Origin of the sequence: Yersinia entomophaga (assembly GCF_001656035.1) — a bacterium.
Taxonomy (GTDB): Bacteria; Pseudomonadota; Gammaproteobacteria; order Enterobacterales; family Enterobacteriaceae; genus Yersinia; species Yersinia entomophaga.
In genome coordinates this window covers 3,408,263-3,433,876 of record NZ_CP010029.1, presented here as the reverse complement: position 1 = coordinate 3,433,876, position 25,614 = coordinate 3,408,263, and the positions used below count along the sequence as shown (strand labels likewise).

Below are 25,614 nucleotides of genomic sequence, written 5' to 3'. Positions count from 1 at the left end.
AATCCGCAACAAAGAGGCCAGAAAGTTTATTTCAGTACGCGTAGCTGCGTTGGCGTTGAACCCACAGCACGCCATTCCGGTACGTACATGGATTCCACCTGCGGCGGTGGAATCAGGTAGGTACCCGGTGTGACCGCTCTGGCCAGATACAGCAGCGTGGTGAAGTTGTAGCCATCGACATCAACGGCTGCAACATAGCGATCGTCACGGAATTCCTGATGTTTAATGGTCGCCTGCTGCATATTCATCTGTAGCTCCGGCAACCCGCTGGCGCTTTCCCCCAAGCTGGCGCTGCTGTCACCCAGATTCTGGTTTTCCAGTTCCAACCCGGCAGGCAGTAAATCGACCACCAGCGCATCAGGCACCCGTTGGTTAGCGCCCACTCTCAGGTAAACCACGATTAACTGGCCGCTTTTAACCTGATCCAATTCCACCGGATGACCGTTCATATCCAGATAAGTACGTGTGATACTTAGATTATTGTTAGAAGGCGTTGGTGCCATCTGCGGATAACCTACTAAATCTAATCGGCTATAAACTGCCGCGCTCCCCGGATTCTGTAGCGCCAAACCTTCGGTCAGCTGCTTAGCAGACCAATTCTGGCTAAGCGGTTTGTCATGAGTTTCTGCCGCCCCTTCCGCGTGATTTGTCGCGAAAGCGATCTGCCACGGCGTTTCATTGGCGCTAATTAAAGTGCGTCCGGCCAGATATACCGCGTTGCTTTCCTGCGTCGATAAATAACGCTTTCCAGTGAGTTGCTCAGACAACGACAGCAACCGGCTATCACGCTGCTGCGGCAATAGGTTGTTTTCCGTTAACAATGAGAGAATCAAAGCATTGTCACGAATTTCACTGCCGTAATCTCCCAACCAATAATCGGTTTTAGCGCGTGTCGTCGTCATCCCCTGCGTCAGCAGGACTTCGGCTCGAGGCATATCACCCATCATTTTCAGCGCGATACCCAATTGCACCAATGGTAAGCCGGTGCGGGCGTCTTTACTGCGGTTGGCCAACTGACGTAGCGCACCCAGAGGCGCTTTCTGCTGCGAAGCTAAAACCAGCCCAGCGTAAGCTTGTACCGCAAAGCGTGAATGCAGATCATTGGAGCTGTAGCGCATCTCAATTTGGCTTGGATCCTGCAAATAACGCAGTAAACGATTATTGGCCGCCGTCAGCGCGCTGGCTGGCACGCTGTAACCCTGCTGGCTAGCTCGGAACAGGAAATCGGTGGCATAGGCCGTCAGCCAATGTTCTTCCCAACCCTGTTTGTCCCACAGCGCAAATCCACCGTTATCCTTTTGCATACTCAGCAGATGTTCGATGCCGGTATCGATGGATTTACGGCGTTTTTCATCGCTATCGGCTTTAATGCCAATGGAAGTTAACTGGGCATAATTGCTGTACAGCGACGGATACAGGCCGCTAACGGTTTGCTCCAGACAGCCATAAGGGTAGGCATACAGCTCGCTGATGTAGCGCGCCACGTTTAACGGCGGTCGGCTGGTTAACAACAACTGGCCTTCAAGGGTATCTTGTTCCAGACCTTCAGTGGCCTCTGGCGGTAGTATCCAGCTTTCGCCGCTGTGCAGAATATTGGCGAAATGGCGAGTCTGTGCCGGATAAGCCGGTCGCACGCCAATTTTCCAGTGATGTTGATAATCCGGTAGATTTTCATTTGGCAGGGCAACGCCGCTGATAACCAAACCAATATCCCCCTGACCGAAACCGTTCAGAGCCTGCACCGGAATCAGCAGAGTTTTACGTTCGCCGTTGGCCAGAGAAAGCTGCTGTTCCCCTGCGCCGTTTAACGCGATCAGACCAGTGGCGCTGAGTTTCACCTGTAAATTTTGTGGATGACCGGACAGGTTGCTTAAGTCCAGCGCCAGTTCGGTATGGTCTCCACCCGCCAGGAAGCGCGGCGCGGCTAACTGCGCGATCAGCGGTGCGGCAACGATCACTTTACTTTCGGCTTTACCAAAATCTTCATCGCTCCATGCCTGAGCCATCAAACGCAATTCGCCGTTGAAATCCGGAATAGCTAACTGAATAGAGCCTTCACCTTGTTCATTCAGCGTCACCGGCTGCGCCTGCTGAGCCACAATGGTCACTTCGGTTATCGGTTTTTTACCGCCGCGAGACAGAGCGTCTTCCTCATCGCCGTCCCCACCAAAACGCAGGCTACCCAAACGCCCCTGACCTTCAATCAATTGGCCGTATACATCATATTGATCGACGCTATAACGTTTACGCCCAAAGAAAGCATCGTAAGGATCTGGCGTCGCAAAATCAGTAATGCTGAGAATTCCGCTATCCACGGCGGACAACAGCACCTGCACTTTCTTCGGCAGCTTACCGTCTATTGGGTTAGCTTTGACTTTGACCGTCAGTGTCTCATTCGGACGCATCCGCGCCGGTGCATCCAGCGTCAGACCTAGCTTGCGCCCTTCATCTGCCAAAGGCAGATGCAGAATACCTACCGCACGTTTAGGCGTGGATTGCACCGTTTTATCACCCGGACGAATAACCGTGGCGCTCAGATACAAATCATGTCGGTTCCAATCCTTATTCAATGGCACCTCAACGTCAGCACCGCCGACTGGCACCGCAACTTCCTGCCACCACAGTGGGCCGTCGCTGGACTCCACCAGCAAATAACCGGTACCGGCCGCTGGCGCTTCCACATGTAATTTCACTTTTTCACCCGGACGATAAGCCGGTTTATCCAGCTTCAGTTTTACCTGATCCGGACGCACCGAGCCGCTGCCACCGGTATTGTCCTGCCAATCGTAACCGGCCCAGAAACGAGTGCTACTCACCAAATCGTTGTGGCTATTGCTCACTTCAACCCGATAAGCCCCCCACTCCACCGGGAAGCTGACTTTGCCGCTGCTGCCTGCGGCGATATCAAGATTTTTTTCGTCCAGCATCAGGTCTTTTTTATCGTATTGCGACATCCAGCCGTCGCTTTCCGACCACTGCCAGTAGTAATCACGGCGTTCACGGATCAAACGAACTTTCAGGCCTTTTGCCGCCAGTTTCTCTCCGGCTGCGTTGGCATAAACCACCTCAAACTCGGCCTGACTATCGACATCCACCATCGCTTGCGAACGATATTTATCGGAAACATAGTCATAAACGTTTCGCTTGCTGAATAATGGACGAATCCCCGCCAATTCTTTTGCAGGCCAAATAGCCTGCTCAGCGCGACGGGTTACCGGACGACCGCCGGATTCCAGCAAACTCGCCTGTAAAATCACTTTCACCGGAGATTTAACGCCGCTCCAACTGTTATCGATTTGCACGGCCAGTTCGCCGTTTTTATCCAATGCGGTATCAAATTCATCCAAAGTTCGGGAAAGATTCTCTTCCGCCACTGAACCAAATTCAAAGCCGGGCAGTGCGGTTAGCGCCTCTCGCTGCGGACGCAAAAATGCCTGTCCTTGCAAACGGTTATCCGCCGCCGGTGCGCCGTACAGATAACGGCCGGTCACGTCAAAGGCCAACGCGGCATCGGTGCTCAACGGCTGTTTACTGGTGGAAATATCCAGCGCCATGCGTTCCGGCAGGAAATCTTCCACTTTGAATTTATATAAACGCGGCTGGTTGTCGCCCAAATCAAAGCGCAGCGCCCAATCCCCGGTCAGCGCACTATCCGGAATCGCATATTGGTATTGGTATAAGCCGTCCTGTGGCTGCCAGACAAAGCTGCGGGCCACCTGATTATCCGGCTTGACGATGTCGACTTTAACTGGCTGAGCGGCGAGAGGCTTCCCGTCGGCATCCCGCAGTAAACCGTTAACAATCAAGGTTTCACCCGGTCGGTAAAGATCGCGCGGACCAAAGGCAAAGAATTGTTTTTGATAACCTTCCGGCCCAGCGATTTCAAATTCGGCCAGATCCAGCGCCGGAGCCACCAAATCGATCAGGCTGGTTTGCCCATCTTTGCTCGCCAGTAGCAGTTTCCCTTTGGCATTTTTTTCTAACTGGGCGTGGCCCTGAGCATCGGTTTTCCCTTCTGCCAGCACCTGCCCTTTTTCATCCAATAGCTGTAGGGCAACGTCTTTCAGCGCGGCCCCCCCCTCTAACCCTTGAGCGAAGACGTCCAGACGATCGCGATAGCTATGTACCGAAACGCCAATGTCGCTTAGCGTAAACATGCTGGCCGCGATGCTATAGCTGTACTGTCCCGCCTGTTGCATCACCGCCAGATAAACGCCGGTTTCCTGCAACGGCTTGATATCTCCTAGCGGCAGCAGGATTTTTTCTCGCGTATTACGCTGTGGATTAAGATCGAAACGGCCGGTATACACCAGATCGGCCATTTTCAGCAGTTCATCAGATTCCCAGGTACCGAATGAATTTCGGTACTGCCAGGTCGCGATGAAATTAGCCAGATTGGCCGGTTTGATGCGGAAAAAGTTAACGTCAACGTGATCGACATTCAGCGCCATTACCGGTAAGCCCTGCGCCAATTTGGTTGGCAAAAGCGAACCTTTGCTGGCAAAACCTACGCTCGGTTTAATGCTACGAGTGGTGATTTTTTGCGGTTCCGGTACGGTTAACGTTTGGCCGCTAATGCCTTTTAGGCCAGCGTCCAGCGTTAGCAGCAGTTTACGTTCCGGCAGTAAATGCCGTAAACGCAACTCGGTCAGATTGTCTGACAGCTCCCAGGCACCGTCGATTTTCCCGCTTTGGGTATCGACCAAATGCACCTGCGCACCAAAATCCTGATTGGGATCGAGAGGAACGGAGAAGGTCAATACCATTCCGCTGGCACCGTCTAGCTGAAGCTCTGAAGCATCAAGCAGTGTCAAAGGCTTACCGGCAAAACGCTTGGCCATTTCCGCCAGCGAGGCGGCATCGGTTTTTTTGGCGGCAGCGGGTACAACGGCAGCCGCGTTAGTCTGTTTGGCATTGGCGACGGCGGATGTTTTATCGCCCTCATCACAGGCCGCCATCAGTAATACCGCGCCGGCCAACATCATTCCCTGACAAATTTTCTTGCCTGACTGAAATACCTTCTTAGGGTATGGATTCATTCTGTTTTTCCCTGGCTGAGAGAGCGAATAAGCCATCGCACATAGGCGCTATTATCTTATTAAAGTTAAAAAAGGAAAGGGATGTTTACGGGATTTAGTCACTTGAGGACAAAGAGTGAAGGAAAAGTTGAAGAAATCGTTTCGAAGTAATGATAAATACGAAGAATAGGACGGAAACTCAGCGGCTTCCGTCCAGTATAAATTACGCCTGCCCTGATGAAGGAATGCTATTTCGCAGCCAACTGCCCCATTTCCGTTGGTAGAAAGGCTGCGTATGCGTAGTCAAATAATGGCTAACGCCTCGTTCTTTTTCCGATACCACGCAAAAATCAACCGGGCTATCGTCTGGCGCGTGCTCGCTGGCAATATGACCGGCTTCCTGAATCAGAATTTCAATTTCTTCTTCTGAACCATCCACTTCCAGCCCGATCAGCAAATTCGGTTTCTCATCCACGCTTTTATCATGCATTAACGCCAGAAATGCTCGGCGCACCGGCTTGCGCTGGCTGAATAGTTTGGTTAACGCATCAACAATCACCGACGGATATTCTTCTGGTTGTCCAAGCAGAATCTGCGTTTCTTTATCCACCACCATTTCCGTTGGTTTAGCTACACCACCGTTGGCCAATAGCATAGCCACTTCTTCCGGATAGAATTCTTTGCCATATTCAGTTTTCGGGTTCAAAAACAGGCTGGCTCCCTGCGTCATTTCAAACAGCACGCGTACCGGCATCGCCACAAAAGGCTGCTCTTTTTCGCCTTCAGATTGACTGATCGCTTGCTGCAAAGTTTCCAGCGAAGAAAAAAAAGGAATGGTCAATTCGCCGCCCTGTTTTTCCCAATGCAGAATATTCACCCCATTACCGGCGGAGAAAGTCATTTCACCGTCCTGACTTTCCTGCCCGGAATCGCCCAATACCAAAACGGTGGCATCGAGTAAGGCACGGAAAAAGGCCGGTCGGTGAATAGACTCACTTGCCGCCAGTTTTAATAGCTTCTCCAGCTCATTTTCACCGGTATTTTCTTCATGGTCATGGCTATAGTCATGATCAGATGAGGGAAGATGCGGAAAACTCATTTCATACTCCAAAACAGCAATCAATTAGGAATCATGCAGATCGATAAAGGGGCACCAGCAGGCGCCCCAGATTATTCAAACAGACTTGGTAAAACTGCTTCAGCTGCGACCTATGATTTGGCTTTCGCCAGCAGCAGGTTAGCTACGGTGCGCACACCCAGACCGGTTGCGCCAGCGGACCATTGATCCACTGCACCTTTACGATAAGTGGCGGAGCAATCGATGTGAAGCCAGCCTTGCTGATAATTTTTCACGAAGTGGGACAGGAAGCCCGCCGCCGTGCTAGCACCGGCCGGATAAGACGGCGCGGCAACGTTGTTCAATTCGGCAAAGTTGGACGGCAGCTGGTTGCGATGGAATTCGGCCAGCGGTAAGCGCCAGAACGGTTCATTTTCACTTTTCGCACTTTCCAGCAGTTCCTGCGCCAATTCATCATCGAAGCTGAACAAAGCGTGATAATCATTACCCAGAGCGGTTTTCGCCGCGCCGGTCAGAGTCGCTGCATCGATAATCAGCGACGCATTTTGCTCCGATGCATCGATCAGACCATCGGCCAATACCAAACGCCCTTCGGCATCGGTATTCATGATTTCAACGGTTTTGCCATTACGGTAGCGAATAATATCGCCCAGCTTAAAGGCATTGCCGCTCACCATGTTATCCGCACAGCACAGATACAGTTTTACACGCTGGTTCAAACCGCGAGCTGCCGCTAATGCCAGAGCGCCGGTCAGAGTCGCTGCGCCGCCCATATCGGACTTCATCGAATCCATAAAGGCGCTTTGTTTTAGGCTATAACCGCCGGAATCGAAAGTAATCCCTTTACCGACCAGACAAGCCATAACCGGCGCATCAGGGTTACCGGTTGGGTTAAAATCCAACGCCAGCAGTACCGGAGAACGATCGGAACCACGGCCTACGGTATGAATACCAGCATAGTTTTGCTCTCGTAAATCGTCGCCTTCGGTAATGCGGTAGCTGACAGCATCACAGGCTACGCTGCACATCAGATCGATGGCGTTTTTAGCCAGCTGTTTCGGCCCTAGATCTTCCGCAGGGGTATTGATGGTGTGACGTACCCAATCAATAATTTTCAGACGCTGTTCCAGCTCCTGACGATCGTTCTCTGGCAATTCTGCCCATTCAACGCTGCGCTCACCTTTTGGCCCACGGAAACCCTGCCAAAACGCCCAGCTTTGTTCCAAACCCCAGCCTTCACCGGCCAGCTTCACTTTTTTAATACCTTGTCCGTCGATTTTACGCGCTGCACGCTGAATCACACCCAGAGCATCTTTGCCCGTTAGGTGAATAGTCATACCTTGATCGTTGGTACTTAACAGGGCTTTCTCGCCCCAGCGGGCATCTGCCGGATTGGTTGATAGGGATACTTGCATAATTTCTGTAGTCATAGCTTTCCTCGTCGTTATTCTTTTATTGCTGTATTTCAGCTACTTAGTTACTGGTCTGCGAAACCAGCCTCGAATACAAAGCGATTGATACGAAAAGATTTATAGAAAATTTTTATAGGAAACAGTTTTATCAAAAAGAAACGGGGCCGCCAACGCGACCCCAGAGATATTTACTCGAACTCATCTAACCAGACTAGTAAGATCGCTTCCAGCACTTTTTCATTTGATCGCGCCGGATCGTCATCAAACTCTTCCAGATCGCAAATCCACTGATGCATATCGGTAAAACGCACCGTTTTGGGATCGAGATCGGGAAACTGATCGTACAGCGCTTCACCGATTTCCCGCGTGTCTTGCCATGTTAAACTCATTCGTTTCTCCTTTATCCGCCGCCGCCCAAAGCGGATCGACGAATAATATCCATTAGTGCTCGCGAGCGTGGTTGACGGTGTAGCGAGGAATTTCAACCACCAGATCTTCATCAGCCACTCGAGCCTGACAGCTCAGACGACTTTCCGGCTCCAGTCCCCAGGCTTTATCCAGCATGTCGTCTTCCAGTTCGGTGCTTTCATTCAGGGAATCAAAGCCCTCACGCACTACGCAATGGCAGGTAGTACAGGCGCAGGACATTTCACAGGCGTGCTCGATATCAATTCCGTTACGCAGAGCAACGTCCAAAATTGTTTCACCTTGACGCGCTTCAAATACGGCACCATCCGGACAATGGTCTTTATTCGGAAGAAATACTATTTTAGGCATGATTAAACCTCATCCACAGAATGGCCAGCCAAAGCACGACGGATAGAGGCATCCATCCGACGCGCGGCAAAGTTTTGCGTTTGTGCATCTAACGATTTGATTGCGGCTTCAATCGCCGCCGGGTCGCTGCCCTGCCTGCTTTGCTGCAAGACTTCCACGGCCTGCGCAATCGCCGCGCTTTCCTGTTCGCTCAGCAATGCGGCATCTTCCGCCAGTGCGCCCTGCAAACTTTCCAGCACCCGTGATGCATCGACTTGTTGTTCCGCCAGTTTTCTCGCATTAATGTCTTGCTTCGCGTTCGCCATGGAATCTTTGATCATCGTGGCAATTTCGTCATCAGATAACCCATAGGACGGCTTAACCTGAATTGAAGCTTCTACGCCGGTGGATTTTTCCATCGCCGTCACGCTTAGCAAACCATCGGCATCAACCTGAAAAGTCACGCGAATGTGCGCGCCGCCGGCCGGCAGCGGCGGTAAGCCACGCAGAGTAAATCGAGCCAGCGAACGACAATCCTGTACCAGCTCTCGCTCACCTTGCAGCACGTGAATCATCATTGCGCTTTGGCCGTCTTTAAAGGTGGTGAATTCCTGCGCCCGAGCAACCGGAATGGTGGTATTACGTGGAATCACTTTTTCCACCAAACCGCCCATGGTTTCCAACCCCAGCGACAGCGGAATAACATCCAACAGCAGCATATCGCTGTCTGGTTTATTGCCCACCAGAATATCAGCCTGAATAGCTGCGCCGATGGCGACTACTTTATCGGGATCGATGGACGTCAGCGGCGTGCGACCGAAGAACTGCCCAACCTGCTCGCGAACCAAAGGCACGCGCGTTGAGCCGCCGACCATCACCACTTCCAGCACTTCATGAGCGCTGACACCGGCGTCTTTTAGAGTACGACGGCAAGCCATTAACGTGCGTTTAACTAGCGTAGCAATCAGCGCTTCAAACTGTTGACGGGTAATTTCCCCTTTCCAGCCTGCTACGCTCACTTCCGCTACGTCAGCATCACTCAGAGCAATTTTCGCCGTAATCGCCGCATCCAGCAATTGCCGCTGCACACCGTGATCGTCGCGGGAGGAAATTCCAGCCTGCTCACGTAACCAGTCAGCCAACAGATGATCAAAGTCATCGCCGCCCAGCGCAGAATCCCCGCCGGTTGCCAGCACTTCAAATACCCCACGACTCAGGCGCAGAATAGAAATATCAAAGGTTCCACCACCCAGATCGTAAACCGCAATCACACCTTCCTGACCGGAATCCAAACCGTAGGCAATCGCCGCTGCGGTAGGTTCGTTAAGCAAGCGTAAAACGTGTAAACCTGCGAGACGCGCCGCATCTTTCGTACCTTGACGTTGCGCATCATCAAAATAGGCTGGTACGGTGATAACAACACCGTCGAGCTGGCCTTCTAAGGCCTCCTGCGCACGCTGCGACAAAGCCTTGAGGATATCGGCTGAGACCTGAACCGGATTGACCAGCCCCACCGCAGTTTGGATCATCGGCAGGCCGTTTTCACTCGGCTGGAAGGAGTAAGGCAGATTAGGATAACGCTGCTGAATATCCGCTAGCGAACGTCCCATCATTCGTTTGACGGAACTGATGGTATTGGCTGGGTCCTGCGCCGCCTGCTGACGTGCCTCCCAACCGATATCAATGCCTTCGCGCTGATAGTGCACCACGGAGGGTAACAAATCTCGGTTCTGACTATCCGCCAGGGTTTGCGCTTTACCGCTGCGCACCGTAGCAACCAGGGAATTGGTAGTACCTAAATCGATACCTGCGGCCAGCCGACGTTGGTGCGGCGCCGCGGTTAAACCAGGCTCACTAATTTGTAATAAGGCCATGTTGAGCTTCCATCAATCATGAATCTATACCCTTTAACTTGCAGGCTGCCGCAGGGTAAAACGACAGCGGGTAATCTATTGGGTATAAATGACAAAAATTTCTCAAGCGAAACGCCAACGCCCTGCTTTTTTAGGCATGTTCAGCCTATTCAGGGATTCTTTAAAAGATACGTTTGGTCGTTCACTATCATAAGCATGAGATTAACAGTTCAGGGCACAAGCCTGCTAACCGCGGCCTGACTCTTAGGCAAAATCGTCAAACAGACGTTCTTCCAACTGCTCAACCTGCTGCTGTAACTTGTCCAGAAAACGTAATTTTCGCACAGTATCCGCCGCATTGATCCATTGCTGGTTATCCAGTTCCTGCACCATTTGCTCGCTACGTTTTTGTGTCATTACCGCCAAACGCGCGTTAAAAGCCGCTAATGCGCTTTCGGCATCGGCCTGACGTTCAATGGCATCAAGCTCTTCCCGCAGTTCCAATTGTTCCATCAGAAACGCGGTATCACGCAGGGTGTGCTGTTCATTGCTCAAATCAAAACCCTGCAAAGATAACATATACTCTGCGCGTTTTAACGGATGCTTGAGGGTTTGATAGGCGTCATTGATCGTCGCAGCCTGCTGCAAAGCCAGCAAACGCTCGCGTTCTGGCTGGCTGGCAAAGCGATCCGGATGGAACTGGCGTTGCAATTCCTGATAGCGGGAAGTGAGTTGGCTGGCGTCTACGAGATAGCGAGCCGGCAGCCCGAATAAAGTGAAGTAATCCATAGCATGCTCGGAAGTTGTCGTGTGGCTGAGTGAGGGGTTTATGCAGCTCCCTTCCCGCCTCAGCGGCATGGAAGAGAGCCAGATAAATCAGCAAACGTCAGTATAGCGCTACGATATAAGGCAAAAACTAACGATTAAACGTTAAAACTTTCACCGCATCCGCATTCACCGGAAACGTTTGGATTGTTGAACTTAAAGCCTTCGTTCAGCCCTTCTTTGACGAAATCCAGTTCGGTACCGTCCAGATAGACCATGCTTTTACCGTCGATGATCACTTTCACGCCTTTGTCTTCAAAAACGATATCGTCATCGTTCATTTCGTCAACAAATTCTAGTACATACGCCATACCGGAGCAGCCGGAGGTTCTTACGCCCAGGCGCAAACCCAAACCTTTACCACGGTGTTCCAAGAAGGCGCTGACACGTTGCGCAGCACTGTCGCTGATAGATATCGACATACAACAACCTCATTTCTGAGAACCTGCCCTAACCACAGACAGGTTATTTATACTGATTTACAACTACTTAGCGTTATGTTTGCTTTTGTAGTCGGCGATCGCTGCTTTAATGGCATCTTCAGCCAGAATTGAGCAGTGGATTTTAACCGGCGGTAACTCCAGTTCTTCAGCGATTTGCGTGTTTTTGATCGCTTCAGCCTGATCGAGAGACTTGCCTTTCATCCATTCGGTCACCAGCGAGCTGGAAGCAATGGCGGAACCGCAGCCGTAAGTTTTAAAGCGGGCGTCTTCGATAATCCCGGCTTCGTTAACTTTGATCTGCAATTTCATCACATCACCACAGGCCGGCGCGCCGACCATGCCGCTACCAACGGTTGGATCTTCGTTATCGAAAGAACCAACGTTACGTGGGTTTTCGTAATGATCTATTACTTTTTCGCTATAAGCCATTTGAGTGCTCCTGAATCTGAAAGTCTGGAATTAGTGATGTGACCATTCGATGCTGTTGATATCCACGCCCTGCTTGAACATGTCCCACAGTGGAGACAGTTCACGCAGGCGACCGATGGATTTGCGAACCAGCGCAATGGTGTAGTCGATCTCTTCTTCAGTGGTAAAACGGCCCAGGGAGAAACGGATGGAACTGTGTGCCAGCTCATCGCTCATGCCCAGCGCGCGTAGCACGTAAGAAGGTTCCAGACTTGCGGAGGTACAGGCTGAACCTGAAGAAACGGCCAAGTCTTTCAGCGCCATAATCAGCGATTCACCTTCAACGTAGTTGAAGCTGACGTTAAGAATGTTAGGTGCGCCATTCTCTAAATCGCCGTTCAGGTAAACTTCTTCGATATCTTTCAGGCCATCCCACAGACGCTTACGCAGTGAGGATAAACGCTTAGATTCGCTTTCCATCTCTTCTTTGGCAATACGGTAAGCTTCACCCATGCCAACAATTTGGTGCACAGGCAAAGTGCCGGAACGCATACCGCGCTCGTGACCGCCGCCGTGCTGCTGTGCTTCAATACGAATACGCGGTTTACGGCGAACAAACAGTGCGCCAATGCCCATCGGACCATAGATTTTATGGGCAGAGAAGGACATCAGATCCACTTTCAGTTTGCTCAGATCGATAGGCAGTTTGCCTACGCTTTGAGTCGCATCGACGTGGAAAATGATCCCGCGGCTACGGCACATTTCACCAATAGCAGCTATATCCTGCACCACACCGATTTCATTATTCACATGCATGATGGAAACCAAAATGGTGTCCTCACGCATCGCAGCTTCAAGCTGTTTGAGATCGATAATACCGTTGCTTTGCGGTGCCAGGTAGGTCACTTCGAAACCTTCACGCTCCAACTGACGGCAGGTATCCAGCACAGCTTTATGTTCGGTTTTACAGGTGATGATGTGCTTGCCTTTCTTCTGATAGAAGTTGGCGGCACCTTTAATAGCAAGGTTGTTTGATTCTGTCGCACCCGAAGTGAACACAATTTCACGTGGGTCAGCACCGACTAGCGCGGCGATGTCGTTACGTGCGATATCAACGGCTTCCTCTGCCTGCCACCCAAAACGGTGGGAGCGGGAGGCCGGGTTGCCGAAGATACCGTCCAAAGTCAAATACTGCATCATCTTTTCAGCAACACGCGGATCAACTGGCGTTGTGGCTGAATAATCCAGATAGATCGGCGTTTTTACTTTTGATTCGGTCATTGCTCTTATGCTCCGTACATCACTTCCAAAAACTGAAGATCCCGCAGACTCTGCTTATGCGCGCAGATTGACGTTAATCGTCTCTTGCGGTCGGCCGTTGGCCGTACGACGCGTATCGTTGTTCTGACGATCCGCTACTTCCAAAATATCTTGATTATTAACCAGTTCCGCCAATGTAATGTTGTTCAGGAAGCTGCTGATACGCTCGCTCAAATCGCGCCACAGCGTATGGGTCAGGCAACGATCGCCACCCTGGCAGCCTTCTTTACCCTGACAACGGGTTGCATCGACAGATTCGTCTACGGCAGTAATGACCGCGCCTACGGCGATCTGGCCAGCGTCTTTACCCAGCAGGTAACCGCCGCCCGGACCACGTACGCTGGCAACCAGGCCATTCTTGCGCAGACGTGAAAAGAGTTGTTCCAGATAAGATAACGAGATTCCTTGACGTTCAGAAATATCTGCCAGAGGTACTGGCCCGTCCTGGGAATGTAATGCCACGTCAAGCATGGCGGTCACGGCATAACGACCTTTGGATGTCAGTCTCATAGCTTAAAATTACCTGTTGGTGAAACGAGCTAGAAGTCTGCCATTCTTGAGTGTTTTAGTCAACTATTTAACCTAGTAATTCACTCAAGTATTTTATGCCTCGTCATCCTTATATATTTGTGCCAAACAGTCATATATCAACATGATATATATGACTATTCTTTATCTTTCGCCATTTTGGCGTTATTGGCACTTTTCTGATGTTTATCCTGTTTTTCGATCGAAGTCAGCATTCCACGTAGGATATTAAGCTCTTGTGTTTCCGGTCTGGCGCGGGTAAACAGACGGCGTAATTTGCTCATAATCTGCCCCGGATGTGCCTGACGAATAAAGCCGGTGTGGGATAAAACCTGCTCCAGATGCTGGTAAAAACGCTCCAGGTCGTCTACCAGTGGATAAGGCGCTTCTTCCTCTTCCTGCTTAGGTGCGATTTCTGCCTGACGATCGAGGAATGCCACTCGAACTTCATAAGCCAGAATCTGCACGGCCATCGCCAGATTCAGCGAGCTGTATTCTGGATTTGCCGGGATCGCCACGTGGTAATGACATTTCTGTAGTTCATCGTTAGTCAGCCCCACGCGTTCACGGCCAAACACCAGCGCCACTGGTGCATGTTCGGCTTCACGTGCGCTGCGAACGCCGCATTCGCGCGGTTCTAGCATCGGCCACGGCAACGTGCGAGAGCGAGCACTAGTGCCAACGACCAGGCTGCAACCGGCCAGAGCCTCATCTAGCGTGTCAACGATGGTGGCATTGCCGATAACATCGCTGGCACCCGCAGACAGCGCGATGGCCTGAGAATCAGGTTTTACCAATGGATTGACCAAATACAAATTAGTTAATCCCATGGTTTTCATGGCTCTGGCAGTAGAGCCCATGTTTCCGGTGTGAGAAGTTTCAACCAAAACAATGCGAATATTGTGCAACATACAAACTCTGAGGGTAGCGGGGAATCGCAACATCTTAACACAAGCGTAGGCATTTATCAGATCCCCTGCTATACTACGCGCCGTTTCTCGTTCTTTAACATCCTAGTTGGAAGATACCCATGCATCCGATGCTGACTATCGCCATACGCGCTGCGCGTAAGGCCGGTAACCTGATTGCCAAAAATTATGAAACCCCGGACGCTGTCGAAGCGAGCCAGAAAGGCAGTAATGACTTTGTTACTAACGTTGACCGTGATGCAGAACATCTGATCATTGACGTTATCCGTAAATCTTATCCAAAACACACCATTATCAGTGAAGAATGTGGTGAATTACTTGGTGAAGAGTACGAAACTCAATGGGTTATCGATCCACTGGATGGCACCTCAAACTTCATCAAACGTTTCCCACATTTCGCTGTTTCCATTGCTGTACGCATCAAAGGCCGCACTGAAGTGGCAGTGGTTTACGATCCAATGCGTAATGAACTGTTCACCGCAACTCGCGGTCAAGGCGCTCAGCTGAACGGTTACCGCCTGCGCGGTACTAACGCGAAAGAGCTGGATGGCACTATTCTGGCTACCGGTTTCCCGTTCAAAGTGAAACAACACGCACCGGCCTACATTAATGTGTTAGGTAAGCTGTTTACCCAATGTGCTGATATTCGTCGCACGGGTTCTGCCGCGCTGGATCTGGCTTACGTTGCCGCTGGCCGCGTAGACGGTTTCTTCGAAATTGGCCTGAAGCCTTGGGATTTCGCTGGTGGCGAACTGCTGGTTCGTGAAGCGGGTGGTATCGTGACCGACTTCGTTGGCGGCCATAACCATTTCAGCTCTGGTAACATTGTTGCCGGTAATCCGCGCGTAGTGAAATCTATGTTGCAGGCAATGAACGATGAATTGAGTGAAGCGCTGAAGCGTTAATTTTCAGCCTCCAGTCCGAATTGCAATGCCAGTCGGTTGACGCTGACTGGCATTTTTTATGGTTGAAATTCAGCGGCCAAATGGACGAACGCCTCCCATCATGGACGGCTGACTGGAAAGATAAAGCAATACTCCCGCGAAGAGTAAAATGATTCCTCCGGCCAATGCTAAAGTGGCCCAGGCGAGGGAGCCCCACGCCGCCGGTGCGCGATCCCGACTCAAACGTACCGCTAACTGACGGGCGTAGTGAACAAACAGCGCCAGCAGCGAAATGGTTAGTGAAGTTCCTAGCGCCATTGCCAGCGCCGACGCTATTCCCCAAACATATACCCCGATGACTTTGGCAAACAGCAAAACCATAATCGCCCCGGAACAGGGTCGCATTCCCATCGCCAGTATCACCGCCAAACGGGTTCGCCAATCGTTACCCGCCTGCAATTCCTCATCGCTGGGAAGATGACGATGCCCGCAGCCGCAGTTTTCACTATGTACATGATCGGCCGGTAAAGGTTGCAGACGCTGGATAGTGATTTTCTTCGGCTTGAGTAGAGTGATTTGGTGATAAAGCCGCTTTAATGCGCGGAAACACAGTAACAATCCCAACAGGATAACCAGTAAAAAGCTGCCCTTTTCCATCCAGTAGCTGCTTTGATGCAAATAACGGGAGGATAATTGGAACACGCCTAATATCAGCGAGACCAAAGCTATTGCCACTCCGCCCTGTAATAGCGAGGCTAGAAAAGTCAGTTTCAGGCTACTTTTCAGCCGCGCGGGATGCGTAGCCAGATAAGTGACAATCACCACTTTTCCGTGACCGGGGCCAACCGCATGCAACACACCATAAATCAGGCTGAAAAACATCAGCCCCAATCCCGTTTGATGCGGATTTGCTTTTACCTGTTGCAGTAGCTGCGCCATTTGCTGGTGCATGGTTTTTTGCCATACCACGCTTTTAAACAGCAACTCAGGCCAGTACGACCAAGCCAATTGCGCCGCCAGCGCCAAACACAACAGGAACAATGCCAAAGGCCAAAGATGAACGAACCAGTGTTTCTGACGGCGGGTTGCCGGGGTAAAACTTACTGACATTGTAGAGTTATCCGTTGGGCAAATTGTTTTCCTAAAGCCATATCTTCCCCAGGGGAGTCTTCCTTATCTAGCGACAAGGCGTAGGCCTGTAACGATGCGTCCGGATTTGGGGTAAATAAAGTGGCCTGACAACGCTTAGTCCATTCATCTGGTAAATGAATTGCGGCCTGATCCGGGTAAGTCATGTCGACAAAATACGTTGGATCGTAAGTCGAAATTATAAAAGGCTTACCGACCATCGGCTGCGGATCGGCTAAAGGCATCACGAATGCCAATACCGCCCGATGTCCTTTGCGGGACAAATGGTATTCCGTCGGTAAATTCAGGTATTTCACCGGCTTTCCATCGCGGTAAATATCGGTGAAATAGTGCTGCCCCAAGACGTTAGCCATGACTTCCGCCGCCAGTTTCTTCCAGATTTCCGAGTCACTTTTGGCATTTTCTGCGTCATAAAGTAGATCGGCGGAGGTAATTTCATCCATCGTCCAGACCATTTTCATACCGGTCAGTTTCTGGTCATCCACCACAAAAGTGGTTTCCATCTCGATAAAACTGTGCGGATGCGCTAGCCCTGAGGGGCTATACAGTAAAACTGCCACGCCAATAAATAGTCCCCAAATATATTTGTACGACGCATAATTGTTATAACATAACACATTGAACATCTATCAACCCTTGGATTTACAGCAATTATTGTGATGTAAGTTGTAACCCGATGTAAAAGCTATTGCGGCGAGCGCGCTGGTTTTCCCACTTTTGCTATGCTTAGCGTGATAATACCAATCAAACTTACTTCGGAAGGTTTTATGAGCCTAGACACTACACCAGTGCCTGAGCTCTCCGGTCAACAGCGCCGTTGTCATGCGTTATTGCTGCTGTTTACTCCGACATTGCCGGTAAAACTGGAGACTATCAGTCAATTAAATGGCGTCGGGCTTCCGACCACCCGGCAAGATATAGCTGAGGTGGCGAACGAAATCCAGCGTTTCTATCACCTGGATATTCGTACCAATCCGGCTGAGGACTGCCAACTACAAGGAACGTTACTAAATAAACGGCTGTGTCTGATTCATTGGCTACGCCGAGGGCTACGCTATTGTCCCGAGTTTATCGATAAAAACTTTGTGCCAGCGTTACATCAGGCGCTGCAATGGCAAAGTGAAAATGCCGTATTACCGCCGCTACAAGATATCGTGGAACAATGTGAACAGCTTCTACCTCGCCCGCTGGACGAACGTGACCGCTATTTTTTGCAGATTTATCTGGCCTACGCGGTTTGGGAAAATCAGCAACAAAACTACCCGCAGTTAGAGCAGCAGCAGGTGACGTGGTTGAGCCAAAAGGTAGAACTGACCGCCGCCGAGAGCCTGTTTTGCACACTGAATAATCAGCTTTCCCGCCCCTTAGCCAGCAGCGAAAGGGATGTGTTTATCCTGACGTTGACCATGATTAAAGCGCATAGCTACAGCAGCAACCATTCTCCGGAAGATGTTCGCCTGATGGATTCCATTCATCGATTGATTGGACGTTTTCAACAGATTTCCGGAATGGAATTCAGCAGTGACGATGAGTTAATCAGCCAGCTATTTGCTCATTTGGCTCCGGCAATCGAGCGCTGCCGCTTTCATATTGGTGTGGATAATATTTTACTGGATGAAATCAGCAGCAAATATCCCCGCTTGTTACGGACGACTCGCGAAGCTTTAATCGATTTTGAACGGGAATACCAGATTGAATTTTCGGCCGATGAGCTAGGGCTGATTGCCATTAGCTTTGGTGCATGGCTGATGCAGGGCAATGCGTTACAAGAAAAACAGATTTTACTACTGACCAACGGGAACCCGGAGTTGGAGCACCGAGTAGAACAGCAACTGCGTGAGCTAACGCTACTACCACTCTATATCAAATACTTATCTTATTCTGAATACCTAAAATCTGGCGCACCGCCCGGTGCCAATCTAGTGATTTCTCCCTATAAACGAGAAACACCCGAGTCAACGCCGCCGTTAATTCAGGTGCTTTTACCGTTAACAAAAGCAGATCAGATCGCTATTCGTCGTTGGCTGGAAACGCCTTAATCCGCCAGGTCTTCTGGATTCGCTACCACTGCTGGCCGAATAAATAGAGCCGGTACAGCCACCAGCGCCATCACCCAGAATACACCGCCCTGAATATGTTCGAACAGGAAGCCGGAAATCACCGTCATCACCGCAATCCCTCCTCCCATCGCCAAGCCAGAGTAAACGGATTGCAGACGAATAACATCCGCGCCACGGCGAGCGGCGATAAAGCGCATTGCTGCCAGGTGGCAAACGGTAAAGGAGCCGCAGTGCAAAATCTGAATCAGCAACAGCCAGTGCAGCTCGGTAGTCGATGCCATCAGACTCCAGCGAATTATCCCGCTGATAGCGGAAAGCAGCAGCAGGCCGCGCGCCGTCCAGCGGCGGAATAGCACATTACTGAAAGCGAAGACCAAAATCTCGGCCACCACGCCCAGCGACCACAGATAACCGATAGTCGCCGCCGAATAACCGGCTTCTTTCCAGTAAATTGCGCTAAAGCTGTAGTAACCCGCATGAGCGCCTTGCAGCAGCGTCACGCACAGCAAAAATCGCCAGACCGGCCCTTCAGACAGTAAAATTTTCCACTTGGTCGCCGGTAATACATTGCTACGAATCTCGCCTTTAGGCATTACATTTGGGCGTAATAAGACGCCCAGCAGCATCGCCGCTACCGCGACGGTCAGGCTGTAAAGAATCGCGTTATGTCCCCAAACAGATACCAGTTTGCCGGTCAACGCTGAACCAATGACAAACGCCAGCGATCCCCACAGACGCACCTTGCCATAATCCATTGAGATCTGTTTTTGCCAGGTCGCAGCCAGCGCATCGGTCAAAGGAACCAGCGGGCCGAAAAACAGGTTAAAACCGGCAATGACTATCATCAGCCACGCCCAGCCACTGCCAAACCAAAAACCGATGGCAAATGCCAGCGTCAGCAAAGCCAGAATTCTTAGTGCAGTAACCAGATGGGAGGGGTTTTTCACGCTAGGGGCAATAATTAAACTGCCGAGGAAACGAGAAACCAGACCAGCGCCTAACAAGATACCGATGGTTTCCGGCGGAATACCTTCGCCTTGTAACCACACACTCCAAAAAGGCAGGAAAATACCGTAAGAAAAGAAGTAGGTGAAATAACTGAGCGCCAGCCAGCGCGTTGATTGCAATACCATAATTCCTCCGGAGTCAGCCAGATACTGTGACAGAGCCCTTCTTCGCTAGCAACCGGGTAATCATCCAAACAAATAGTTTGCAAGCTACCTCACATCACGAGTGAAGAAATTCTCTTTTATCTGGCGTTTCCGCTTTATTCATTACCGGATATTTGATGAAAAAAAACCCGCCGAAGCGGGTTTGATAACAACTATATAAACTCGCAGAAATTATGCATAAACCGGGAAACGGGCGCAAATTTCCAGAACTTTCTGTTTAGTACGTTCGATAGTCGCTTCGTCGTTGATGTTATCCAACACATCACACATCCAGCCAGCCAGCTCGATGGATTCCGCTTCTTTGAAACCGCGACGCGTGATAGCCGGGGAACCAATACGCACGCCGGAAGTCACAAACGGGCTCTTAGGATCGTTAGGCACGCTGTTTTTGTTCACGGTGATATTGGCACGACCCAAAGCGGCATCCGCATCTTTACCGGTGATATCTTTGTCCACCAAATCCAGCAGGAAAAGGTGGTTTTCAGTACCGCCAGAAACCACTTTGTAGCCGCGATCCAGGAAGACAGAAACCATCGCTTTCGCGTTTTTGGCAACCTGCTGCTGGTAAACCTTGAATTCAGGCTCCATTGCTTCTTTCAGCGCTACGGCTTTACCGGCGATAACGTGCATCAACGGGCCACCCTGATTTGCAGGGAATACGGAAGAATTCAGTTTCTTATACAGTTCTTCGTCGCCGCCTTTCGCCAAAATCAGACCGCCGCGTGGGCCAGCCAGAGTTTTGTGAGTGGTCGTGGTGACGATGTGCGCGTGAGGAACCGGGTTAGGGTAAACGCCCGCAGCAACCAGACCTGCCACGTGAGCCATATCTACAAACAGCCACGCGCCGATGCTATCAGCGATTTCACGCATTTTTGCCCAATCAACGATACCGGAATAGGCAGAGAAGCCGCCGATGATCATTTTTGGTTTATGCAGTTCAGCCTGACGCGCCATGTCGTCATAGTCGATCTTGCCAGATTCATCGATGCCGTAAGGAACGATGTTGTACAGTTTACCGGAGAAGTTTACCGGGGAGCCGTGAGTCAGGTGGCCGCCATGGGCCAGATTCATACCCAATACGGTATCGCCGGGCTTCAGCAGCGCGGAATAAACCGCAACGTTAGCCTGTGAGCCTGAGTGCGGCTGAACGTTGGCATAATCTGCGCCAAACAGCTCTTTCGCGCGGTCGATAGCCAGTTGCTCAACCACATCGACATACTCACAGCCACCGTAGTAACGCTTGCCCGGATAACCTTCAGCATATTTGTTCGTCAACTGGGAACCCTGCGCCTGCATAACACGCGGGCTGGTATAGTTCTCAGACGCAATCAGCTCGATGTGCTCTTCCTGGCGCACCACTTCTTGCTCCATTGCACGCCATAGATCTGCATCATAATCGGCAATGTTCATTTCACGCTTTAACATCCGGCTCTCCTGACTCAGCTAACTAAATACACCTAGTGGACCACCCGTTTGGGTTCTGGCCCACAGTGTAAACTGTTTTCACCTCGTTAAGATAGGTCTTGACAGAGGTTTTTACGCAAACGATTGGCTTCAAGCCACATGAGGCTTTGCACTGCTCTGAGTTCACACAAATCAACGGATTTATCCTCATGTTGAGTATGCGGTTTTTTCATAAGTGTGAACTGGCGCGTAACGATAATCGCCCTCATTAATGAATGTGTATTTACAAGCCGTGTTGTTTTTTATAAGATGCATTTAAAATACATGTATTAATTTGCACATTATTATTCGAAAAATTATAGGAGCCTCACCATGCTGGATAGCCAAACCATCGCCACCGTAAAATCAACCATTCCTTTGCTGGTTGAAACCGGTTCGAAGCTCACTGCGCATTTTTACGATCGTATGTTTGCTCATAACCCTGAGCTGAAAGATACCTTTAATATGAGCAATCAGTTCAGCGGCGATCAGCGCGAAGCTTTGTTTAATGCTATCTGCGCCTACGCGGCCAACATTGAAAATCTTTCGGCTATGCTGCCTGCGGTTGAACGTATTGCTCAAAAACACACCAGCTTGAATATTCAGCCGTCTGATTATCAAATCGTAGGCAAACATTTAATTGCGACGCTGGATGAATTATTCAGCCCGGGTCAGGAAGTGTTGGATGCTTGGGCCAAAGCTTACGGTGTGCTGGCAGACGTGTTTATTCAACGCGAAGAGCAAATTTATCGTGAAGTGGAAGAAAATACCGGCGGCTGGAGAACCCTGCGTCGTTTCCGCATTGCGAAAAAAGAAATGCAAAGCGACGTTATCTGCAGCTTCTTGCTAGTGCCGGAGGACGGCGGCAGCGTAGTGAATTTCAAACCAGGTCAATATTTGGGTATTTATATCGAAGATAGCCGGTTAGAAAACCGTCAAATTCGCCAATATTCCCTGACCGCTGCGCCTAACGGTAAATCCTACCGTATTGCGGTAAAACGCGAAGAAAAAGGGACGGTATCCAACTACTTGCATAACATCGCGCAGGAAGGCGACATCGTGCGCATTGCGCCACCGCGCGGCGATTTCTTCCTTGATATTTCACCGGAAACCCCGGTAGCGCTGATTTCTGCCGGCGTGGGCCAAACGCCAATGTTGAGCATGTTGCATACGCTGTACGCTCAACAACATAGCGCCGAAGTGCACTGGTTCCATGCGGCGGAAAATGGCCGGGTTCATGCCTTTGCCGATGAAGTCGCTGAAATAGCGAAAAATATGCCGAATCTGAATCGCCACGTTTGGTATCGCCAGCCGGAAGAGCAGGATATCCCTGGCCAGCATTACCATAGTAAAGGCTTTATGAATCTGGCTGAGTTGCAGTCATTAATTATTCATCCCGATATGCATTACTACTTCTGCGGCCCTCTGGTCTTCATGCAGTTTGTTGGTAAACAATTACTGGAAATGGGTGTCCCGGCAGAACATATTCACTATGAATGCTTCGGACCTCACAAAGTTATTTAATTGATAAGTTTTTCTGCGTTTCTTTCCCGGTCAGTCTGTATTGTTGGCCGGTTTTTTATTGTATTGAATCTGTACTTTCCTAAGATAATTATTGCTCTTATATTGTGATCAATAACGCCCCCGCTCGCTTTTATCGTTGCAAACATCTATTATTTATATGAATGTTTAAATATTCATATAATTGAAAATTAATATCATTGTAATCAATAGTATTAAAGTCACTATCTGCACCTAGATAACATAAGGCTAAATACACCCAGCATGAGTAGAAAATTCATAAAAAAAGAAGGGTTGGCTCTGGTATCCATGGCGCGCTATTTAATTGGCGAACGCCCAGGAAATCGACTGAAAACCATCGACGAGTTATCGGATAATTTCGCGATTTCCGTAGGCGTGGTACAACACGCCTTGAAGGTATTGGAACAAGAAGGCGCTATTGTCGTAGAGCGCCGTGGCCGCAACGGAACGCAGCTTATGGATCTCAATATGTCATGCCTGCTACAACAGGCAGATTTGGGTAATATGGTCTGCGCAATGCCGCTGCCCTATACCAAGCTGTACGAAGGGCTAGCCAGCGGATTAAAGGAACAATTTACCATTTTGCCGCTGTATTTTGCCCATATGCGTGGTGCAGAAGTGCGAGTCGAGTGTTTGATCGACGGCATCTACGATATGGCGGTAGTTTCGCGTTTGGCGGCACAGAATTATGTTGATCAGGGTAAGGTTACCGTTGCGCTCAATTTAGGCACGGGTTCCTACGTTGACGGCCACCAGCTGATTTGCCGTCGAGGCGAAGAACATGATATTCGCCGCGTCGGGCTGGATCCGCGCTCTCCGGACCAATGTCTGTTAACGGAAATTAAGTTTGCCAATCAAAATATAGAACGTGTCGATGTGCCTTACAGTGACTGCGTCGCGCAAATTAGCCGCGGCGAAATTGACGCTGCGATCTGGAACCTGACTGACGATGTTTCCCATGATAATTTGCAGGCAACCAAGCTACGTGGGGACGAACGCTATATTCAAGCCTCTCAGGCCGTGATATTGATTAGACCAGATAATCACCCAATAAAACTATTATTGGAGAATGGCATTAATTCAGAGCAATTATTACAGCACCAAAGTGATGTCCAACTCGGTAAAGTTGACCCACGTTATTAATTAATAGTCCGGAGATATTATGGATCCGCGCCTCAGTATTTTATATCAGGCTGGGGTAATTGATGAAGAGGTTTTCCTCGGAATGAACAAAGTTATCAATAGATTAGCTAATTTCTGGCAGATATCTATTGATAACGTTCAGGGGGAAATGGCGGTGACGCATATGGCTAACGCCCTGATGCGAACCCGCCGTGGCGAACTGATTAAGGGAATGGATGCGGATTTGTTGTCCGAATTAATCCAAAGCGAAGATATTCAATATATTCGAGACATTAATCAAGATTTGCTAGCCTACTTTGATATTAAGCCTGATGATAATGAGCAGGGTTACTTGCTGTCTAATTTGTACAGCCTTTACCTTGCCAGTAATCTACCACCTTTGAGATAAGCAGCTACACTGAAGAACACACCAACGCTGATTCATTACATAATAAATATTCAAAAAAATAATAATTTAAATTAATAAAATGACGCCTGAAAGTGTCTAGGAAACAGCATGTTTTTGAATGCCTTAAGAAAACAGAACCCAACCCTGATTGATACAGCCATTATGCTGTGGCAACAGGGTAAAATAGGCCCGGATACTTACGTTATCGATGTAGATCAAACGCTATCCAATGCCCGGAGCCTGCTGGACGAAGCCAGACGTTGCAATATCAAGCTATACCTGATGAGTAAGCAATTCGGACGTAATCCCGAACTCTGCAAACGCCTGTTGGCATGCGGCTATCAGGGCGTGGTGGCAGTGGATTTTAAAGAGGTCAGGCAGCTCTATCAGCACGGAATTCCGGTGGCTCACGTCGGGCATTTGGTCCAGCCGCCGTCGGGTATGGTGGACGAAATTGTCAGCCAGCAACCTGAAGTCATCACCATTTTCTCGCTGGAGAAAGCGCAGCAAATTTCTGACGCAGCTCGAAAGCAAGGCAAAACTCAGCCAATCATGTTGAAAGTCAACCAGGCAGGCGATCTGCTCTATGCCGGTCAGGAAGGCGGCTTTGAACTCAATCAACTGCCGGAAGTCATTCAGGCTATTGCTAATATGCCTGCGGTAAGACTGGTTGGCGTGACCCATTTCCCTTGCATGCTGTTTAATCCTCAGGAACAGCGAACCCTGCCAACCACCAATATGTTTACTCTGCTGGCGGCTAAAGAGATTCTGGAAAAACAGGGCGTTAATGTTGAACAAGTCAACGCGCCTTCTGCCGCCTGCATTCAGGTTATGCCCGAACTGGCTCAGTTAGGCGTTACCCATACCGAACCGGGCCATGCGCTAACCGGTACTATTCCAGCCAACCAAGACGGCTCTCAGCCGGAAAAAGTCTCGCTGCTGTATCTATCCGAAATCTCTCATCATGTCGGAGATACCAGCTACTTCTTCGGCGGCGGTTACTATCGTCGTGGCCACCTAAGCAATGCACTGATATGGCACAACCAGGCTTACCACAGCAGTAAGGTATTGCCAGTGGATGACAGCAGCATCGATTATTGCCTGCGTTTGAGCGATAAATTCCCGATCGGCAGCCCGCTGGTAATGAGTTTCCGCACCCAAATATTTGTCACACGCAGCGACGTCGCATTGGTCGAGGGGATCCAACGCGGAGAACCGAAATTAATCGGCCGCTATGACAGTCAGGGGAATAGCCTGAACTAA

At 50.1% G+C, this 25,614-nt stretch carries 22 protein-coding genes; 6 read left to right on the top strand and 16 right to left on the bottom strand.

All coding sequences use genetic code 11. From position 1 onward, the window contains the following. Positions 1-26 precede the first annotated feature (26 nt). From PL78_RS15525 to trmJ, 12 genes are all read right to left on the bottom strand, one after another. Positions 27-5,039, bottom strand: a complete 5,013-nt coding sequence (locus PL78_RS15525) for an alpha-2-macroglobulin family protein (RefSeq protein ID WP_064516859.1) — start codon at positions 5,037-5,039, stop codon at positions 27-29. 202 nt (positions 5,040-5,241) lie between these two features. Next, a complete protein-coding gene (sseB, locus tag PL78_RS15520; RefSeq protein ID WP_064516857.1) occupies positions 5,242-6,117 on the bottom strand; it encodes an enhanced serine sensitivity protein SseB in 876 nt (291 codons plus the stop codon). A 110-nt stretch (positions 6,118-6,227) separates the two neighbouring features. Then, complete coding sequence (gene pepB / locus PL78_RS15515) at positions 6,228-7,526, bottom strand: aminopeptidase PepB (protein WP_064516855.1); 1,299 nt, start codon at positions 7,524-7,526, stop codon at positions 6,228-6,230. A 170-nt stretch (positions 7,527-7,696) separates the two neighbouring features. After that, on the bottom strand, positions 7,697-7,897 hold the full coding sequence (iscX, locus tag PL78_RS15510; protein WP_049601731.1) for a Fe-S cluster assembly protein IscX: 201 nt from the start codon (positions 7,895-7,897) through the stop codon (positions 7,697-7,699). Positions 7,898-7,949: 52 nt separating this feature from the next. Then, the gene (gene fdx / locus PL78_RS15505; protein ID WP_042525582.1) at positions 7,950-8,285 is read right to left on the bottom strand and encodes an ISC system 2Fe-2S type ferredoxin; all 336 of its coding nucleotides are present in this window, start codon (positions 8,283-8,285) and stop codon (positions 7,950-7,952) included. Between the two features lie 2 nt (positions 8,286-8,287). Next, the gene (gene hscA, locus PL78_RS15500) at positions 8,288-10,138 is read right to left on the bottom strand and encodes a Fe-S protein assembly chaperone HscA (protein WP_064516853.1); all 1,851 of its coding nucleotides are present in this window, start codon (positions 10,136-10,138) and stop codon (positions 8,288-8,290) included. A 243-nt stretch (positions 10,139-10,381) separates the two neighbouring features. Beyond that, a complete protein-coding gene (gene hscB, locus PL78_RS15495) occupies positions 10,382-10,906 on the bottom strand; it encodes a co-chaperone HscB (RefSeq protein ID WP_064516851.1) in 525 nt (174 codons plus the stop codon). Between the two features lie 134 nt (positions 10,907-11,040). Beyond that, positions 11,041-11,364, bottom strand: coding sequence for an iron-sulfur cluster assembly protein IscA (gene iscA, locus PL78_RS15490; RefSeq protein ID WP_049601740.1), 324 nt, complete (start codon positions 11,362-11,364; stop codon positions 11,041-11,043). A 63-nt stretch (positions 11,365-11,427) separates the two neighbouring features. Next, positions 11,428-11,814: a Fe-S cluster assembly scaffold IscU gene (iscU, locus tag PL78_RS15485; RefSeq protein WP_049601742.1), complete on the bottom strand. Its 387-nt coding sequence runs from the start codon at positions 11,812-11,814 to the stop codon at positions 11,428-11,430. Positions 11,815-11,844: 30 nt separating this feature from the next. Further along, the gene (locus tag PL78_RS15480; protein WP_064516849.1) at positions 11,845-13,074 is read right to left on the bottom strand and encodes an IscS subfamily cysteine desulfurase; all 1,230 of its coding nucleotides are present in this window, start codon (positions 13,072-13,074) and stop codon (positions 11,845-11,847) included. Between the two features lie 54 nt (positions 13,075-13,128). Then, entirely contained in the window at positions 13,129-13,623 is a 495-nt protein-coding gene (gene iscR / locus PL78_RS15475) for a Fe-S cluster assembly transcriptional regulator IscR (protein ID WP_049601747.1), read from the bottom strand. A 155-nt stretch (positions 13,624-13,778) separates the two neighbouring features. Then, on the bottom strand, positions 13,779-14,552 hold the full coding sequence (gene trmJ, locus PL78_RS15470; RefSeq protein ID WP_049601751.1) for a tRNA (cytosine(32)/uridine(32)-2'-O)-methyltransferase TrmJ: 774 nt from the start codon (positions 14,550-14,552) through the stop codon (positions 13,779-13,781). A 119-nt stretch (positions 14,553-14,671) separates the two neighbouring features. Between trmJ and suhB the strand changes: the two genes are divergently transcribed. Continuing rightward, the gene (gene suhB / locus PL78_RS15465) at positions 14,672-15,475 is read left to right on the top strand and encodes an inositol-1-monophosphatase (RefSeq protein ID WP_064516847.1); all 804 of its coding nucleotides are present in this window, start codon (positions 14,672-14,674) and stop codon (positions 15,473-15,475) included. A gap of 69 nt (positions 15,476-15,544) precedes the next feature. Here the strand turns inward: suhB and PL78_RS15460 are convergent, their stop codons facing one another. Together PL78_RS15460 and PL78_RS15455 are read right to left on the bottom strand one after the other, a co-directional pair. After that, positions 15,545-16,564 (bottom strand): nickel/cobalt transporter, encoded by a 1,020-nt coding sequence (locus PL78_RS15460; RefSeq protein ID WP_064516845.1) that lies wholly within the window; start codon positions 16,562-16,564, stop codon positions 15,545-15,547. After that, complete coding sequence (locus PL78_RS15455) at positions 16,555-17,229, bottom strand: DUF1007 family protein (RefSeq protein ID WP_064516843.1); 675 nt, start codon at positions 17,227-17,229, stop codon at positions 16,555-16,557. The genes PL78_RS15460 and PL78_RS15455 overlap by 10 nt, the downstream gene beginning before the upstream one ends. A 141-nt stretch (positions 17,230-17,370) precedes the next feature. Here PL78_RS15455 and csiE point away from each other — a divergent pair, with 141 nt between their 5' ends. Then, positions 17,371-18,642, top strand: a complete 1,272-nt coding sequence (gene csiE / locus PL78_RS15450; protein WP_064516841.1) for a stationary phase inducible protein CsiE — start codon at positions 17,371-17,373, stop codon at positions 18,640-18,642. Here the strand turns inward: csiE and PL78_RS15445 are convergent. After that, positions 18,639-19,796: a 3-phenylpropionate MFS transporter gene (locus tag PL78_RS15445; protein ID WP_064516839.1), complete on the bottom strand. Its 1,158-nt coding sequence runs from the start codon at positions 19,794-19,796 to the stop codon at positions 18,639-18,641. The two genes, csiE and PL78_RS15445, sit on opposite strands and share 4 nt — an antisense overlap. A gap of 210 nt (positions 19,797-20,006) precedes the next feature. Further along, positions 20,007-21,260, bottom strand: a complete 1,254-nt coding sequence (glyA, locus tag PL78_RS15440) for a serine hydroxymethyltransferase (protein WP_064516837.1) — start codon at positions 21,258-21,260, stop codon at positions 20,007-20,009. Between the two features lie 351 nt (positions 21,261-21,611). Here glyA and hmpA point away from each other — a divergent pair, with 351 nt between their 5' ends. The 4 genes from hmpA (at position 21,612) to PL78_RS15420 (ending at position 25,614) form a co-directional block, all read left to right on the top strand. Then, positions 21,612-22,802, top strand: coding sequence for an NO-inducible flavohemoprotein (hmpA, locus tag PL78_RS15435; protein WP_064516835.1), 1,191 nt, complete (start codon positions 21,612-21,614; stop codon positions 22,800-22,802). A gap of 261 nt (positions 22,803-23,063) precedes the next feature. Beyond that, positions 23,064-23,963: a GntR family transcriptional regulator YhfZ gene (gene yhfZ, locus PL78_RS15430; protein WP_064516833.1), complete on the top strand. Its 900-nt coding sequence runs from the start codon at positions 23,064-23,066 to the stop codon at positions 23,961-23,963. A gap of 19 nt (positions 23,964-23,982) precedes the next feature. After that, on the top strand, positions 23,983-24,351 hold the full coding sequence (locus tag PL78_RS15425) for a PRD domain-containing protein (RefSeq protein WP_064516831.1): 369 nt from the start codon (positions 23,983-23,985) through the stop codon (positions 24,349-24,351). Between the two features lie 108 nt (positions 24,352-24,459). Next, on the top strand, positions 24,460-25,614 hold the full coding sequence (locus PL78_RS15420) for a YhfX family PLP-dependent enzyme (protein ID WP_064516829.1): 1,155 nt from the start codon (positions 24,460-24,462) through the stop codon (positions 25,612-25,614).

Coding starts and splice junctions, on each gene's coding strand:
- PL78_RS15480 (WP_064516849.1), bottom strand. CDS start 13,074: ATGACCGAATCAAAAGTAAAAACGCCGATCTATCTGGATTATTCAGCC.
- csiE (WP_064516841.1), top strand. CDS start 17,371: ATGAGCCTAGACACTACACCAGTGCCTGAGCTCTCCGGTCAACAGCGC.
- sseB (WP_064516857.1), bottom strand. CDS start 6,117: ATGAGTTTTCCGCATCTTCCCTCATCTGATCATGACTATAGCCATGAC.
- PL78_RS15455 (WP_064516843.1), bottom strand. CDS start 17,229: ATGTTCAATGTGTTATGTTATAACAATTATGCGTCGTACAAATATATT.
- iscA (WP_049601740.1), bottom strand. CDS start 11,364: ATGTCGATATCTATCAGCGACAGTGCTGCGCAACGTGTCAGCGCCTTC.
- yhfZ (WP_064516833.1), top strand. CDS start 23,064: ATGAGTAGAAAATTCATAAAAAAAGAAGGGTTGGCTCTGGTATCCATG.
- hscA (WP_064516853.1), bottom strand. CDS start 10,138: ATGGCCTTATTACAAATTAGTGAGCCTGGTTTAACCGCGGCGCCGCAC.
- hmpA (WP_064516835.1), top strand. CDS start 21,612: ATGCTGGATAGCCAAACCATCGCCACCGTAAAATCAACCATTCCTTTG.
- iscR (WP_049601747.1), bottom strand. CDS start 13,623: ATGAGACTGACATCCAAAGGTCGTTATGCCGTGACCGCCATGCTTGAC.
- PL78_RS15425 (WP_064516831.1), top strand. CDS start 23,983: ATGGATCCGCGCCTCAGTATTTTATATCAGGCTGGGGTAATTGATGAA.
- PL78_RS15460 (WP_064516845.1), bottom strand. CDS start 16,564: ATGTCAGTAAGTTTTACCCCGGCAACCCGCCGTCAGAAACACTGGTTC.
- suhB (WP_064516847.1), top strand. CDS start 14,672: ATGCATCCGATGCTGACTATCGCCATACGCGCTGCGCGTAAGGCCGGT.
- glyA (WP_064516837.1), bottom strand. CDS start 21,260: ATGTTAAAGCGTGAAATGAACATTGCCGATTATGATGCAGATCTATGG.
- PL78_RS15525 (WP_064516859.1), bottom strand. CDS start 5,039: ATGAATCCATACCCTAAGAAGGTATTTCAGTCAGGCAAGAAAATTTGT.
- iscX (WP_049601731.1), bottom strand. CDS start 7,897: ATGAGTTTAACATGGCAAGACACGCGGGAAATCGGTGAAGCGCTGTAC.
- hscB (WP_064516851.1), bottom strand. CDS start 10,906: ATGGATTACTTCACTTTATTCGGGCTGCCGGCTCGCTATCTCGTAGAC.
- PL78_RS15420 (WP_064516829.1), top strand. CDS start 24,460: ATGTTTTTGAATGCCTTAAGAAAACAGAACCCAACCCTGATTGATACA.
- PL78_RS15445 (WP_064516839.1), bottom strand. CDS start 19,796: ATGGTATTGCAATCAACGCGCTGGCTGGCGCTCAGTTATTTCACCTAC.
- trmJ (WP_049601751.1), bottom strand. CDS start 14,552: ATGTTGCACAATATTCGCATTGTTTTGGTTGAAACTTCTCACACCGGA.
- pepB (WP_064516855.1), bottom strand. CDS start 7,526: ATGACTACAGAAATTATGCAAGTATCCCTATCAACCAATCCGGCAGAT.
- iscU (WP_049601742.1), bottom strand. CDS start 11,814: ATGGCTTATAGCGAAAAAGTAATAGATCATTACGAAAACCCACGTAAC.
- fdx (WP_042525582.1), bottom strand. CDS start 8,285: ATGCCTAAAATAGTATTTCTTCCGAATAAAGACCATTGTCCGGATGGT.